General features: G+C 64.5%; 10 protein-coding genes. 3 read left to right on the forward strand and 7 right to left on the reverse strand.

Annotated elements, in window-relative coordinates:
* Nucleotides 1-10: 10 nt before the first annotated feature.
* Both RMET_RS18030 and RMET_RS18035 read left to right on the forward strand, forming a co-directional pair.
* The gene (locus RMET_RS18030; RefSeq protein WP_011518004.1) at nt 11-3163 is read left to right on the forward strand and encodes an efflux RND transporter permease subunit; all 3153 of its coding nucleotides are present in this window, start codon (nt 11-13) and stop codon (nt 3161-3163) included.
* A gap of 2 nt (nt 3164-3165) precedes the next feature.
* Nucleotides 3166-4641 (forward strand): efflux transporter outer membrane subunit, encoded by a 1476-nt coding sequence (locus RMET_RS18035; protein ID WP_011518005.1) that lies wholly within the window; start codon nt 3166-3168, stop codon nt 4639-4641.
* Nucleotides 4642-4715: 74 nt separating this feature from the next.
* On the opposite strand, the gene RMET_RS18040 is transcribed toward RMET_RS18035, so the two are convergent.
* The 7 genes from RMET_RS18040 to RMET_RS18070 form a co-directional block, all read right to left on the reverse strand.
* Entirely contained in the window at nt 4716-5576 is an 861-nt protein-coding gene (locus RMET_RS18040) for an OmpW/AlkL family protein (protein ID WP_011518006.1), read from the reverse strand.
* Between the two features lie 17 nt (nt 5577-5593).
* Nucleotides 5594-6880, reverse strand: coding sequence for a DUF2957 domain-containing protein (locus RMET_RS18045; protein WP_011518007.1), 1287 nt, complete (start codon nt 6878-6880; stop codon nt 5594-5596).
* 52 nt (nt 6881-6932) lie between these two features.
* Nucleotides 6933-8300, reverse strand: coding sequence for a DUF2957 domain-containing protein (locus tag RMET_RS18050; RefSeq protein ID WP_029306825.1), 1368 nt, complete (start codon nt 8298-8300; stop codon nt 6933-6935).
* A gap of 228 nt (nt 8301-8528) precedes the next feature.
* Nucleotides 8529-9428 (reverse strand): DUF1571 domain-containing protein, encoded by a 900-nt coding sequence (locus RMET_RS18055; protein ID WP_011518009.1) that lies wholly within the window; start codon nt 9426-9428, stop codon nt 8529-8531.
* A 207-nt stretch (nt 9429-9635) separates the two neighbouring features.
* Entirely contained in the window at nt 9636-10577 is a 942-nt protein-coding gene (locus RMET_RS18060; RefSeq protein ID WP_011518010.1) for a TetR/AcrR family transcriptional regulator, read from the reverse strand.
* A gap of 202 nt (nt 10578-10779) precedes the next feature.
* Nucleotides 10780-12375, reverse strand: coding sequence for a GMC family oxidoreductase (locus tag RMET_RS18065; RefSeq protein ID WP_011518011.1), 1596 nt, complete (start codon nt 12373-12375; stop codon nt 10780-10782).
* Nucleotides 12376-12383: 8 nt separating this feature from the next.
* Nucleotides 12384-12965, reverse strand: coding sequence for a hypothetical protein (locus tag RMET_RS18070; protein WP_011518012.1), 582 nt, complete (start codon nt 12963-12965; stop codon nt 12384-12386).
* Between the two features lie 353 nt (nt 12966-13318).
* Here RMET_RS18070 and RMET_RS18075 point away from each other — a divergent pair, with 353 nt between their 5' ends.
* Nucleotides 13319-14884, forward strand: coding sequence for a flavin-containing monooxygenase (locus RMET_RS18075; RefSeq protein WP_029306823.1), 1566 nt, complete (start codon nt 13319-13321; stop codon nt 14882-14884).
* The last annotated feature ends 59 nt before the right edge of the window (nt 14885-14943 follow it).

A 14943-nucleotide genomic window follows, 5' to 3' on the forward strand; every position in this document is an offset into this window, starting at 1 on the left:
AGCCAGTTTCATGGCGAAGTTTTTCATCGACCGGCCGGTGTTCGCGTGGGTGCTCGCGCTGATCATCGTGCTGGGCGGGGCACTCGCGATCCTGCAATTGCCGATCGCGCAGTACCCCAATATCGCGCCCCCGATCATCACGGTCAGCACGACCTACCCTGGTGCATCGGCCAAGACCATTGAAGACACGGTGGTGACGCCGATCGAGCAGGAGCTCAACGGCGCGCCGAACCTGCTCTATTACGAGTCGCAGAGCGAGTCGTCCGGCCTGGCCACGATCAACATCTCGTTCGCGCCGGGCTCGAGTTCCGACCTGAACTCCGTGGAAGTGCAGAACCGCCTGAAGCGCGTGGAAGCGCGTCTGCCCGCGGAAGTGCGCCAACAGGGTGTGAAGGTCGACAAGGCCGGCAACAACTACATGATGTTCATCACGGTCTCGTCCAAATCCGGTAACTCGGATGCGATCGAGCTCGGTAACTTCGTGTCCGCGCAGGTCGTCGACTCGATCCGTCGCGTGCCCGGCGTGGGTGCGGCCGACCTGTTCGGTACCGAATACGCGATGCGGATCTGGCTGGATCCGGCCAAGCTGACCGGCTACAACCTCACGCCGCTCGACGTGAAGGCCGCAGTGGCCGAGCAGAACATCCAGGTTGCCGTGGGCGAACTGGGCGGGACCCCGTCGCCTTCTGGCACCGAGCTTAACGCCACGGTGAGTACCGAAAGCCGCCTGAACACGCCCGAGGAATTCGCCAACATCCTGTTGCGCGTGAATCCGGACGGTTCGTCGGTGCGCATCAAGGACGTCGGCCGCGTGGAACTGGGCGGCGCCGACTACTCGACGCTCGCCCGCATCAACGGCAAGCCGGCCTCGGCCATCGCCATCAAGCTGGCCCCGACCGGCAACGCGCTGGCCACCGCCACCGCGGTGCGCGCCAAGATGGAAGAGCTTTCGCGTTTCTTCCCGCCGGACTACGAGTTCAGCGTGCCTTACGACACCTCGGCCTTCGTGAAGATCTCGATCGAGGAAGTGGTCAAGACGCTGCTGGAAGCCGTGGTGCTGGTGTTCCTGGTGATGTACCTGTTCCTGCAGAACTTCCGCGCGACGCTGATCCCGACGCTGGTGGTGCCGGTGGCGCTGCTTGGCACGTTCGGCGCGATGCTGGCGTTCGGCTTCTCGATCAACGTGCTGACAATGTTCGGCATGGTGCTGGCGATCGGTATTCTGGTCGACGATGCCATCGTGGTGGTCGAGAACGTCGAGCGGATCATGAGCGAGGAAGGACTCTCGCCACGTGAAGCCACGCGCAAGGCGATGGGACAGATCACGGGCGCCATCATCGGCATTACGCTGGTGCTGACGGCGGTGTTCATCCCGATGGCGTTCTTCTCGGGCTCTGTCGGCAACATCTATCGCCAGTTCTCGCTGTCTCTGATTGCTTCGATGGGCTTCTCGGCGCTGCTGGCCCTGACGCTGACCCCGGCACTGTGCGCCACCATGCTCAAGCCGGTGGAAGCAGGCCATCACCACGAGAAGAAGGGTTTCTTCGGCTGGTTCAACCGTACTTTCACCACGGCATCTGGCAGCTACCAGGGCATGATTGCGCGCATTCTCAAGCGCACGGGCCGTTACGTGATCATCTACCTGGTGATCATCGCCGGGGTGGTGGTGCTGTTCAAGCGCCTGCCGTCGTCGTTCCTGCCCGATGAGGACCAGGGCTACATGATCACCGTGGTGCAGTTGCCCACGGGCGCGACGCAAGAGCGCACGATCGGCGTGCTCAAGCAGATCGAGGACTACTACCTGCAGAAGGAATCGAAGGTGGTGGACCAGATGATCACGGTGGCGGGCTTCTCGTTCTTCGGCCGCGGCCAGAACGGCGGTATCGCGTTCGTGCGTCTGAAGGACTGGAAGGAGCGTCCGGGCGCGGATCAGACCGCGCAAGCGCTGGTGGGCCGTGCGTTCGGCGCGCTGTCGTTTATCAAGGACGCGATCATCTTCCCGCTGAACCCGCCGGCCATCTCCGAACTGGGTAACTCGTCGGGCTTCGACTTCCGTCTGCAGGACCGCAGCGGTCAGGGCCACGCGAAGCTGATGGAAGCGCGTAACCAGATGCTGGGCATGGCGGCGCAGTCGCCGGTGCTGCAAGGCGTGCGTCCGGAAGGTCAGGAAGACGCGCCGCAGTTGCGCATCGACATCGATCGCGAAAAGGCGCGCGCGCTGGGCGTATCGGTGGCCGATATCAACTCGACGCTGTCGATCGCGTTTGGCTCCTCGTACGTGAACGACTTCATCTATGAGGGTCGCGTGCGCCGTGTGATCGTGCAGGCCGAAGGTGCGGATCGCCGCCTGCCGGACGATCTGACCAAGCTGCGCGTGCGCAATGCCAATGGCGACATGGTGGCGTTTGCCGCGTTCGCGACGTCGAAGTGGATCATGGGTTCGCCGCGCCTGGAGCGTTACAACGGCATGCCGGCCGTGAAGCTCGCGGGCCAGGCCGCGCCGGGCAAGTCCACTGGCGAGGCCATGCGCGTGATGGAGGAAAACTTCGCCAAGCTGCCGCCGGGCTTCGGTTTCGAGTGGTCGGGTCAGTCGTATGAAGAGCGCCTGGCCGGCTCGCAGGAACCGATCCTGTACACGCTGTCGCTGGTGATCGTGTTCCTGTGTCTGGCCGCGCTCTATGAGAGCTGGTCGATTCCGGTAGCCGTGCTGCTGGTGGTGCCGCTGGGTGTGATCGGCGCGCTGCTCGGCGTGACGCTGCGTGGCATGCCGAACGACGTGTACTTCAAGGTGGGCCTGATCGCGACGATCGGTCTGTCCGCCAAGAACGCCATTCTGATCGTGGAATTTGCCAAGGACCTGCAGGCGCAGGGCCGTAGCCTCGTGGATGCGACGCTCGAAGCGGTGCACCTGCGGTTCCGCCCGATCCTGATGACGTCGATGGCATTTATTCTGGGCGTGCTGCCGCTGGCGATTGCCACTGGCGCGGGCTCGGGCAGCCAACGCGCGATCGGTACCGGCGTGATGGGCGGGATGATCACGGCAACGCTGCTGGCGATCTTCCTGGTGCCGGTATTCTTCGTGGTGGTGCGTAGCCGCTTCAAGGGCAGCAAGGCCCAGCACGAGCGGGAAATGGCACGCCTGGAAAGCCAGAAGGAAATCTGACTATGACAAAGACTTTGACCACTCTACTGCTGGTGGCCGGGGTGCTGAGCGGCTGCACGATGGCGCCGCACTATGACCGCCCCGCCGCACCTGTGGCGGGCGGCTACCCGGCAGCGCCGGAAGGTTATGCCTCGGCCGAGGTGAAGAGCGGTGAAACGCGCCGCGCCACCGAGATCGGCTGGCGCGAGTTCTTCACCGACCCGCGCCTGCAAGGGCTGATCGAGGCGGCGCTGGAGAACAACCGCGACCTGCGTACCGCCGCGCTCCGCATCGAAGAGGCGCGCGCGCAGTACCAGATCCAGCGCGCCGACCTGCTGCCGACTGTGAATGCGAATGCCGGCTTCCAGCGCGGCCGCTTCTCGGGCGCCTCGTCGGGTATCGACCAGTCGTTCACGGGTAACGTGTACCAGGTCGGCCTGTCGGTAACGCAGTGGGAGCTCGACTTCTTCGGCCGCGTGCGGAGCCTTTCGAACGCCGCGCTGGCGCAGTACCTGGCCACCGAGGAAGCGCACCGCGCCGCGTATATCTCGCTGGTTTCGGAGGTCGCCAAGGCCTATCTGGCCGAACGCGCCTTTGCCGAGCAGTACGATCTGGCCCGCGACACCTACAAGGCGCGCCAGAGCACGTACGAACTGGCGCAGAAGCGCTTCAGCGCCGGCGCGACATCCGCGCTGGACCTGCGCGACAACGAATCGCTGGTGGCGCAGGCCCGCGTGGCCGCGGCGCAGCTGGCGCGTCAGCGCGCGCAGGCGCAGAACGCGCTGGAAGTGCTCGTGGGCAAGCCGATCGCCGAGATCCCGAACCTGCCTGCGCCGATGCGTCTGTCGGACGAACACATCATCAGCGATATTCCTGAGGGCCTGCCCTCGGAGCTGCTGACGCAGCGTCCGGACATCCGCCAGGCCGAGCAGCAGCTGTTGTCGGCCAACGCCAACATCGGCGCGGCGCGGGCCGCATTCTTCCCGCGCATCACGATGACGGCCAATGCCGGCACCATCAGCACGTCGTTCACGAACCTGTTCGACTCGGGCGCCCACGTGTGGTCGTTCGCGCCGCAACTCGTGCTGCCGATCTTCGACTACGGCCGAAACATGTCGAACCTGGACCTGTCCAACGTCCGCAAGAACATCCAGATCGCCAACTACGAGAAGACGATCCAGACCGCGTTCAGCGAAGTGGCCGATGCCCTCGTGGCACGCGGCACGCTCGAGGACCAAGTGGCAGGCCAGGAACAGCAGCGTGACGCGGAAGCCGCGCGCTACGAACTGGCGCGGATGCGCTTCCGCAGCGGCGTGGCGAGCTACCTCGACGAACTCGACGCACAGCGCCAGCTGTTCTCGGCCGAGCAGGATCTGGTTGCGGCACGGCAGTTGCGGTTGGTGAACTCGATCGACCTCTACCGCGCGCTGGGTGGCGGGCTGGTGGAGAAAGGACCGGTGGCGCAGCAGCCGGCACCGCAGACAACGACGACGCAGTAAGTCATCGTTTCGGTTCAGCAAAAAAGGGCGAAGCTTTCAAGGCTTCGCCCTTTTTGCGTTGTGGCTGACGTCGGTCAGAACTTGTAGGTCGCCGCGAGGAAGAACACCAGCGGGTTTGGCCGCAGTGTCGTCTTGGAGGTCGACAGCACGGTGCCGTCCGACGCCTTGATCGTCATCGTCGATTCGCTCTTGAGCGGGATGTACGTGACCGCCCCGGTGACACCCCAATGCTCGGTGAAGTTGTAGGTGCCGCCGACATTGAAGACCGGCGCCCACGACGACGACGCATCGGCGTGGACCGACGTCGGACCCGGAATACCCGCACCCGCAGCCAGGATCGCGCCGAGGTTATTGTTCACCGATGCGGCGAACGCCGGATTGACGTCGATATTGGTGAAGAAGTTGTATGAGACACCAACACCGACAAACGGGCGGAACGTCACATCGGGAGCACGGAAGTGATACTGCACCATAGCCGCCGGGCTCCACTGACGCGCGCGCGTGATGATCGGATTCAGCGACGGGTCGCCGAGGCTCTGGTGACCCAGCGCGCCGGCCGGGCCCGGCGGAATCAGATAGCCGTGTCCGTAGATCTTGAACTCGGGCGGAATGCCGCCCACGGCTGTGATCGCGATGTTGTCGGTGACGAAGTGGCTGAACGTCAAGCCGAGCGTGTCGGCATTCGACGTCGACAGGCCACTGCCTGGCGCCGAGAACGACCTCGGCAGTCCAAGCGGATAGTTGATTGGCACATCGAGCAGGGTTGTGGTCAACGGGCCGCTGGTGCCGAAGGTCTCGATGTGGAACCAGCCCGCGGATACGACGTTGTCCCCGGCCTTTTGCGCGTGCGCGGTGGTGGCCATGAAGGTGCTGCAGGCGAGAAAGGCTGCAGCGATCGAAAGCCGACGGGCCAGCGAGAGGCGTTTGTTATGCATGTTGGCTCCCTGGGTCGTTATTGCACGAAGGCGCCGACCGTGAAGTACGGGCCGGTGGTGCGGTTTTCGAGGAAGCCGAACACGCCGCCTGTGAACATGAACTTGCCCGTGATCGTGGCGTTGTCCTTGCGCGTGGTGGTCACCACGCCAGCGGTGGTCTGCGAGTAGTCGAGCTTCAGCGCCGTGGCCAGCGTGGCGTCGGCCGCGCGGAACGGGTCCAGTTGCGCGGCATCGGCACCCACCAGCGCCGTGGTGCGGTAGTCGAAGTTGCTGTCCACGCCGACGTACTCGCCATTGACACTACCTTGTGTGATCGACACCGCCGGCGCCATCATGCCGATGCCGATCTCGTCATCGGCGCCCACCGGTTGCAGGTTCGTGAACGACGCGTTGGCATAGCCGACGCGAATCATGATCGGCACGAGTTGTCCGCGCAGCTTGCCCACGATCAGGTACGCGCGGCCCAGCACGCCGCCGAGGCTTGGTTGCTGCTCGCCTTCGTAGTTGGTGGAAAGCAGCGAGCCGTTGCCTTGCGGCACGAACTTGTTGCCCTTCTGCTTGCAGGTGCCGCCGGTCTTGTTGTCGCAGACCGTGAATGAACCATCGGCGGCCAGGGACATCTTGTAGTCCTGCGCGACCTGCGCGAAGTTCTTCGATGGAATCTCATGGAAGCCAGACCCGTTGTAGACGCCCGCGATCTTGCTCAGGTCCGTCTCGGTCTGCGCGAAGCCGATGAACTGGAAGTACGGGAACGTCGTGTCGGGCACGGCGCCAGCACCGGCAATGCCGTTGAACTGGATACGCGCGCCAGGGATCGTGCCGCCCATCACGCCTTCGCCCAGGAACAGCCGTGCCGGCCGCGATGCATCGAGACTCGCGCCGATCAACTGGAATGCGCATTGATTCAGCTTGTCGGTGGGCAGGCCGGTTTCCTGCGCCAGCTTGCCGGTCACCACGTTTTGCCCGTTGGTGGGGTCGGAGCGCGTTGGCTGCACCGTGCCCGTGGTGCGTGGGACCGATGAGTCCAGGAACGTGACAGCCCACGTCATCTTCGTGGTGTCGATCTGCACACTCACCAGTTCGCCCGATCCGGTGCCGCCGACATAAGGCGTCGAATAGTCGACCGATGCAGGACAGAGTCGGGCAGGCACGGCAGCGGGCACTGCGGTTTGCGCGCTGTCGCCATCGCCACCACCGCCGCATCCGGCGAGTGCCGCGGTGGTAACCAGTGCCAGCGCCAAGCGTGGCGCCCAGGGCCGCAGCGAAGCTGCGGAACGTGGTTGATGCGATTGCGGCAGCGGCATGATGATGTCTCCTATGGGGTTCTTCTATGTGTGAGGCAGTGGATGTCTTGCGTCAGCGGCTGGCCAGCGCGCTGACACGGAACGTTGGATCTGCTGCGGGGCCGAACAGGTGGGCATACACGGGGCCAGTGGTGATGACCGATCCCGTGATGCCGCTGTTGTCGACAGTGGTCACCACGCCGGGCCGCGTGGCTTGCGTGAAGTCCATCTGAAATCCGCTGACCGGTTTGAGCGAGGGGTCCTGCGGGTCGATCAACGCAACGAGGTTGTTCTGGACCGCCGAGGACAGGTACTTGAAGTCGCTGCCCGAGCCGATGTAGCTGCCCTGCATGCTGGCCTGGGTGACCGTGGTGGTTGGCGTCATCAGGGCAAGGCCGGATTCGTCGTCGACTCTGATGTCCAGTCCGTTGATGTAGGCGGAGCCCACGCGGACCAGCAGCGGCACCTGTTTGCCCTCGAGCTTGCCGACCACCAGCACGCCGCGTGCGCACGCGTTCGCGGGCGCGAGCGCGTTGGCATAGAAGTGTGGATACGGCTTGCTGCCCGCCCCGCCATCGTTGTCGCTGCCGAACGCGCCATCGTTACCGCCACGCAAATGCCAGGGTTGGCCCGTCGATAGACAGGACCCGCCGCTGGCCGACGCGCATGATCCATCGGCGTTGAGTGTTTCCACGGTGTTGGCGGTAGCGGGCGCGTAGTTCGTGGCGCCAGTCAACTTGCCGCCGGACGGCACAAGGTGATAGCCGAGCAGGTTGTACGTGCCCGCGATCTTGCTGAAGTCGGTCTCAGTCTGCGCGAATGCCAGCACCGGGTACATCGGGAACGTGCGCTGTGGGATCTTGCCGAGCCCCAGCAGGCCGCCATACTGGATCGTTGCGCCAGGAATGCCGCCACCCGCCACGCCGTTGCCGATGAAAATGATCGGCGGATTGGCGGGGTCGATGATGGCCTGCGATGCGCCGTCGGATGCGGTGACGGTTTTCAGTTCATACGCGCAGTTGTTTTGCGCTGCAGTCGGCAGCGGCCGGGTCGGATGCGTCATCGTGCCAGTCAGCGTGACGCCCGCGCGTGTCGGCGATACCGATCCCGGTGCCTTGGGAACGGCCGATTCGATGATCGTGATCTGGTACGTGCCCCTGGTCGAGTCGAACTGCATTTTCAGGAACTCGCCCGCGCCGGAACCGCCGGTGTACGTGGTGCCGTAATCGAGTGTGCTTGGGCACAGCGAGGCCACGGGCTGGTTCTCGGTAGCCCCCGAGGTGGGGCAGTTGCCGACGGTGGCGCATTGCTGCGCAGCGGCGGCTGGCGTTGCGCTGCTGGAGGAATCGCCATCTCCACCGCCGCCGCACGCAGCGAGCGTCATGGTCAGGCTTACCCCTGCAACAGCAAAAAGTGCGTGTCGAGCATGCGACATCTGCATGGTTGTCTCCTTGTCGTTATGACCGGCGCTCCGGCGATTGCCGGGATAGCTCACGGTGCGTCGGAATCTCGCGTTTCAAGCGGTCGAGCGCAATAGAGCGCTCGTTCCAAACACCGCGGCCGCGCGGCCTGCCGTTGTCACGCAAGCCTCTCCCGTCATTGTTCAAACCGCGTTTGTCATGCATGGCACGCGAATTCAAACGGACGGGATGGCCCACGTTCGGCATCTTCAGAACTTGTATTCGCTGTTCGAGGGATCGAAGGTCGATGCGTCGAAGGTCTTTTTCTGGGCCTTCTCAAAGACGATCTTCTCGACCATGTTGCCGTCCGCGTCCCACGCGGTTTCCGCGCGTGGCCAGGGGTGCTTGAGATCGAACATCAGTTGCACCTTCTTCGCGTAGTACTTCGGCGCGCCTTCTGGTAGCTCCCATGTCAGCGCCACCATGCGCACGCCTTGCTCCTGCACGATTTCGACTCGGCTGTACTTCTCTGGCAGCCCCGCCGCGCGCAGCGTCTTCGCATCGCGCTCGAGCATCGACAGCACGAACTGGAAGCCAAGGTCGCGCACGGTGTGATTCGACTGGGATTTGGCCAATGTGCCGTCGATTGCGGTCCAGATCGACGTGAAGCCCATGATGCCGCCGAGGTGCCCGTACATCTCGTCCTTGCGACGGGTCTCGTCATAGATGATTTCCTGGCCGGCCTGCACGCCGTTTGGCAACCACTTCGCGTAGAGCTGGCGTGGCATATGGCGGTAGCGGATCATCATGCGCGCTGGCTTGTCTTGCCATTGACCGTTGAGTCGTTCCTGGCGCGTCATCGAGTATTCGTACTCGGGGTAGCGATTCATTTCCGCCCGTGCCCACGTCAGAATGGCTTCGGGCTGCAGCGCTTCGAACGTGGCCAGTACCTGCGCGTCGGATTGCGCGGCAAGCTCGCCGCTGGCTACCTGTTTCGAGAGCATCGTGGCCTGTTGCGAAGTGGGCAGGCCGTCGTATGGCGTGGCGACACGCGGGGTCTGCGTGGCCGGTGCGGACGTGCCCTGCGCGTACGCCGTGGTGCCTCCGGGCGGTGCCGCGAGAATCCCCAGGATGCCGCCGAGGGCGGCTGCCGCGTATAGCTGTTTCATCGCATGTCTCCTTTTGCGGGCAAGACGTGTCCCTCCCGCGGGCTGCCGTGGCAGGCGGGTGAAGTCGCGCCATGCGTGGCGCGCAACGGGTCACGCCTCGCAAGTTGCGTGGCGAATCACGTTGTCGGTATCGATAGCGACGGATGTCGTCGCCGCTCGCTGCCGGTGCGCGGCGGCCCCGATGAGGACCACCGCTTCACTTGTCGGCTAGGACCTGGGGCGGGTTCGCATCCAGTCGTCGAGCGGGTTGCTTGGGAAGGTCGCGCAGTGCTCGCGGCGTACCGCCATGCTGGCGGTGGCCGCTCGCGTCGCTCCCTCGTTGCGCACTTGTCGCGCACTGCGTCTGGCACGTCCCAGCGCGGCTGCGGCGGCTGCCGCGGCCTCGTGGGATTCGGCCTCCACAGTGGCGGCCAGTGCCGCGAGGTGAGCCTGCTCGTCGGCGTGCTGCGTCTCGCCGATCTCGAACACATCCTGCAGCGCGCCGAGCTCCTGCGGCGCGGGTGAAGGCGCCTTGAGGGCCGCCACCACCATCGACGTCAGTTGCGCCAGCACCTGCGCATCGCTCATCCGCTTGCCCTGCGTGAACGTCGGCATCAGGTTGCCGAGTTCGTCGCCGGCCAGCACGCCTGCCAACGCCTTGAGGGCGAAATGCAGGCGCCAGCCGAGCTCCTGACGAGGCACGTCCGGCAGCGCGTGGGCGAACGCTTCGAAGAAGCGGCCGAACACGGGTGCGTAGTGCCCCATCAGCCAGGACTGGATGAACGGGGATGTATCCGAATACACGCGCCCTAGCAGGCGCAGGAACGATGGGCCGCCGATCTCGGGCTCGCGCGCCATCTGGAGCGCGGGCACGAACAGCGCGCCCATCACGTGTTCGCAGCGAATCTCGGCACCCGGCCAGCGCGCCTCGCAGGCGTCCAGCAACGCGAGGCGACGGGTGTTGAGGGGATCCAGCCGGCGGCCAAGCACCGACTGCATCATGATTTCTTTGCTGCGGAAGTGATAGTTGACGGCAGCGAGGTTGACGATTGCCCGCGACGTAACCTGTCTGAGCGATGTTGCTTCGTAGCCTACCTCGATGAACAGCTTCTCGGTCGCGTCAAGAATGCGAGCCTTGGTGTCTCCTGCCGTGGTTTTCCCGGTCTTCATGGGGGCGTCTCTCGCTATGAAACCGCAGTGGACCCCTGCAATAAAAATAAAAATCCACGACCGCTGTTGCTCCGTGCTCTAACGGCATACGGATGCTTGAAACGGTTGTGGGAGCCTATCCAGCGCCACGACCGTTTCACAAGACTTATATTCGAATAGATCCTCTAAATTGCAGGCCCGACTGCGACGGGCTTTATTTGGATCATGGCTTGATGCTCCGGGATAGGGCTGAGACATTCTGCGCCGTGAGTGCGAATACTGACAACTGAGGGTTCGCACCAATACTCGTTGGAAACACCGAGCCGTCAAACACGGAGAGATTCTCGAGCTGATGGTGGCGACCCGTGCTGTTCACCACGCCCCGCTTGGGATCGTCGCTCATGCCGCAGCCACCCATCAGGTGCGCGGTGAAAAGCAACGCGCGGAATTTCTTCAGGGGCAGTTGGCCGATGGCTTCGCGTGCCTGGGTCCAGCTCGTGTAGTCCTGACCGTCGAGATGAGCGGGTCGTACCCGCTTCGCACCTGCAGCAAACTGGGCTTCGGCCATGCTCAGGTAGGCGCGGCGCACGCCGTCCCAGACATAGTCGCTCACGTCGTAGTCCAGCACGGGACTACCGTCGTCGGCAATGCGCACGCGCCCGCCGGGGCTCTCCGGCACGAAGCCGTCGCGCAGCAGCGCCAGCATCGCGTTGGTATGCGGCAACGCGGCCATCTGACGCCGCAGGTCATCGCCCAGCGCATTGAAAACGCCCGAGCTGATGCCCGGGAACATCGGCGGCACTTCGAGCTTGTAGCCCATCGGCCCGGTTGCGCCATCGCGCCATTGGAAATAATCGGACGCGATCGACTGCGGCGCGCCATAGTACGGATCGATCTTTTCCGGCATTTCGGCAATAGTCAGGTTCACCGGATGGATGAACGTGCGCAGGCCGATCCGCCCATGCGGGTCCGGCACGCGCGAACGCAGCAGCAACGCGGGTGTATTGATGGCGCCACCCGCCGCGATCACATGCTTTGCGCGAACGGTGACCGTGACGCCGGTGGCCGTGTAGCCATCGATGCCAAGCGCGTCGCCGGTGAGGCCGCGCACGGTCTTGCCGTCATGGTCGATCGTGCGTACCCGCAGCCGATGCACGAGCGTGGCCCCGTGCGCGAGCGCGTTGGGAATCGTCGACACCAGCATCGATTGCTTGGCGTTGACCGGGCAGCCCAGGCCGCAGTACCCGGAGTTCCAGCAGCCTTTCACGTTGCGCGGAATCACGTGCCATTCCCAGCCGAGCTTTTCGCAACCGCGCTTGAGCACGGTGTTGTTCGGATTCGGGTCCATCGCCCACGGCGCCATATTCAGGCGGGCTTCGATCTTCTCGAACCACGGCGCCATCTCGGCTTCGGAATGCCCGGTTACAGCGTGCTCCGTGGCCCAATGGGCCAGCGTTTTCGGGGGCGTGCGGAAGCTGGACGTCCAGTTCACGGTGGTGCTGCCGCCCACGGAGCGCCCCTGCAGGATCGAGATGGCGCCATCGGACGTCGCACGCGCGGCGGCCTCCTGGTAGAGCTCGCGATACGCGCGCGCTTCATCCATGTCCTTGAAGCTGTCCGAAGTGCGCAGTGCCCCTTCCTCGATCAGCAGTACCTTGAATCCCGCCTCGGTGAGCATTTCGGCGGCAATGCCACCGCCCGCGCCGCTGCCGACGATGGCGACGTCCGCTTCAAACGTGCGCGGCGCGGTGAACGTGGCGGCGTCGAGCACCTTCCAGCCGGACGCGATGCCGGCGCTGTAGATATCGTTGATGGCCATGGTGGGTGTCAGCTATGGATGGCGCGATAGACCGCGGGATTGGGACCGGGGTAGCCGGCGGCGGCCCACGCATCGGGCAGCACGAAGTAGCCGACGCTGGTCAGCTTCACCAGCACCACGCCGCCCGCGTTGAACGTTTCGAAGCGGCTGGTGCGCCAGCGCGTCAAAAATCCGCGCACCTGTTCGGGCGTGGCCTGGTCCCACGGCGCACGCAGGCCGGCCAGGGCCCAGCGCAGCGGCGTGCTGGCCAGCAGATCGAGCAGCTTGCGCAGTTCCGCGCGGCCGTTCAGACCCATTGCCGCGATCGACCCGTCGATGTTCTGCACGGCGGCGGCGATGCGCTTCTCGCGCTGGACCGAGTCGACTGATTCCAACTCGCTGACTACCGCCGGCAGCAGCGCCCGGAACAGCGCGACATCGGCCGGCCGCAGGAATGCCATGCCGGCCTGCGGTGGGGTGCTGGCGGGCGAGCAGCCCGTTAGCGAGGGAAGAAGCGCCGAGCAGGCGATCGCGGCGGAGAACCCGACGCCGACCTTCAGGAACTGGCGGCGTGATGATTTCTCCACAGTGGGTGGGGCAGGTACGGGCATCGTGTCTCCGTCTTCGTTCGTGTTTTCGATGTCGTTGCCAGGCCAGGCGAGCCGCACTGGCCGAGTTGCGTTGCGATTCTGCCGAAGCGCAGGATTTTTTTTCACCCCCCCGACAGGTTTCAAACGCGCGACTGACTGCCGCCGCCGATGCGGTTTTCTCGGTGCGCACCCTGTTTCATGTGCGCTAGGGGCCGCTGGAAATCGCCGAAAAATAGAGCAAATCTTCAAACCAGCACATTGACCCACGCCACAGCGATACCTACGATGACATCGTTCAATGTCACAATCAATGGTGTCGTGATCGTGTCGCCGCCCTCGAAGGCGACACCCGCGCACCCACCGGAATGCGCCAAATGAATGCACCCGTGGATCTGCCCGACCGTCTCATCCCCACGCGTCCCAACGACGCTGCCTGCGACATCGCCATCATCGGCAGCGGCTTTTCTGGGCTGGCCATGGGTATCCGTCTCAAGCAAGCTGGCGTCGATGACTTCCTGATCTTCGAGAAAGCCGGTTCGGTCGGCGGCACCTGGCGCGACAACCACTATCCCGGTTGTGCGTGCGACGTGCAATCCCATCTCTACTCGTTTTCGTTCGCGCCCAATCCGAGCTGGTCGCGCATGTTCTCGCCGCAGCCGGAGATTCGCCGCTACCTTGAACACAGCGCCGAGACGTTCGGCCTGAGCTCGCATTTGCGCTTCGGCCATGAACTGAAGCAGGCCGTCTGGGACGCGTCCGCTGGGGTCTGGCGGCTGGAAATGGCCGATGGCCGGCGCGTGCGCGCCCGGATCCTGGTCTCGGGGATGGGCGGGCTCAGCCGCCCTGCCATTCCCGATATTCCCGGTCTCGATACCTTCGCCGGCACCACGTTCCACTCCCAGCAGTGGCGCCATGACTATCCGTTGGCGGGCAAGCGCGTGGCCGTGATCGGCACTGGCGCCAGCGCGATCCAGTTCGTGCCGCAGATCGCGCCACAGGTGGATCGCCTCGACCTCTACCAGCGTACGCCGCCGTGGGTCATGCCCAAGCCGGACCGCGACGTTTCCGCGCTGGAGCGCTGGATGTTCCGCCAGTTCCCCTTCACGCAGTGGCTGGTACGCGCCGGCCTGTACTGGATGCTGGAAATGCGCGTGATGGGCTTCGTGATGCATCCGAAGCTGATGAAGGCCGTGGAGCAGATGGCGCGGCGCCACCTGGCGCGGGAAGTGCGCGACCCCGAGCTACGCGCGAAGCTGACGCCGGACTACACGATCGGCTGCAAGCGCGTGCTGATGTCCAACGACTACTACGGTGCGCTCACACGCGCCAATGTCGATGTGGTGACCACGGGCATCGACCATGTGGAACCGGACGCGCTGGTGATGCGCGATGGCAGCCGCAGGCCGGCCGATTGCATCATCCTGGGCACGGGCTTCCGCGCCACCGATCCGCTGCCGCGTGGCGTGATCATCGGGCGAGATGGCCGTGACGTGCTCGATGCCTGGCGCGACGGCGCGGAGGCGTACCTCGGGACCACGGTCTCGGGCTTCCCGAACCTGTTCCTGATCATGGGGCCGAACACCGGACTGGGACACAGTTCGATGGTGTTCATGATCGAGTCGCAGGTGCGCTACGTGCTCGACGCGCTGCAGCAGATGCGCCAGGAACGCGTGCAAGCCGTGGACGTGCGCCCGTCGATCCAGGATGGCTTCAACCGTGGCATCCAGCAGAAGCTGAATCACACGATCTGGTCGGCAGGCGGCTGCGCGAGCTGGTACATGGACCCGCGCAGCGGCAAGAACACCACGCTGTGGCCAGGCTTCACATGGCAGTTCTGGCGCGCGACGCAGACCTTCCGCATGGCCGACTACGAACGCTGGCCCATGCGCGAACAAGGCGTTGCCCCGCTACCCGAACAGGCCGAGACCGCCCGCGCCTGAGATCTGGTCGCACCCATCCCACAACCCTGCGCCCTCATCCACACCGCAGCACCCCATAA

Source organism: Cupriavidus metallidurans CH34 (assembly GCF_000196015.1).
Classification (GTDB): Bacteria; Pseudomonadota; Gammaproteobacteria; order Burkholderiales; family Burkholderiaceae; genus Cupriavidus; species Cupriavidus metallidurans.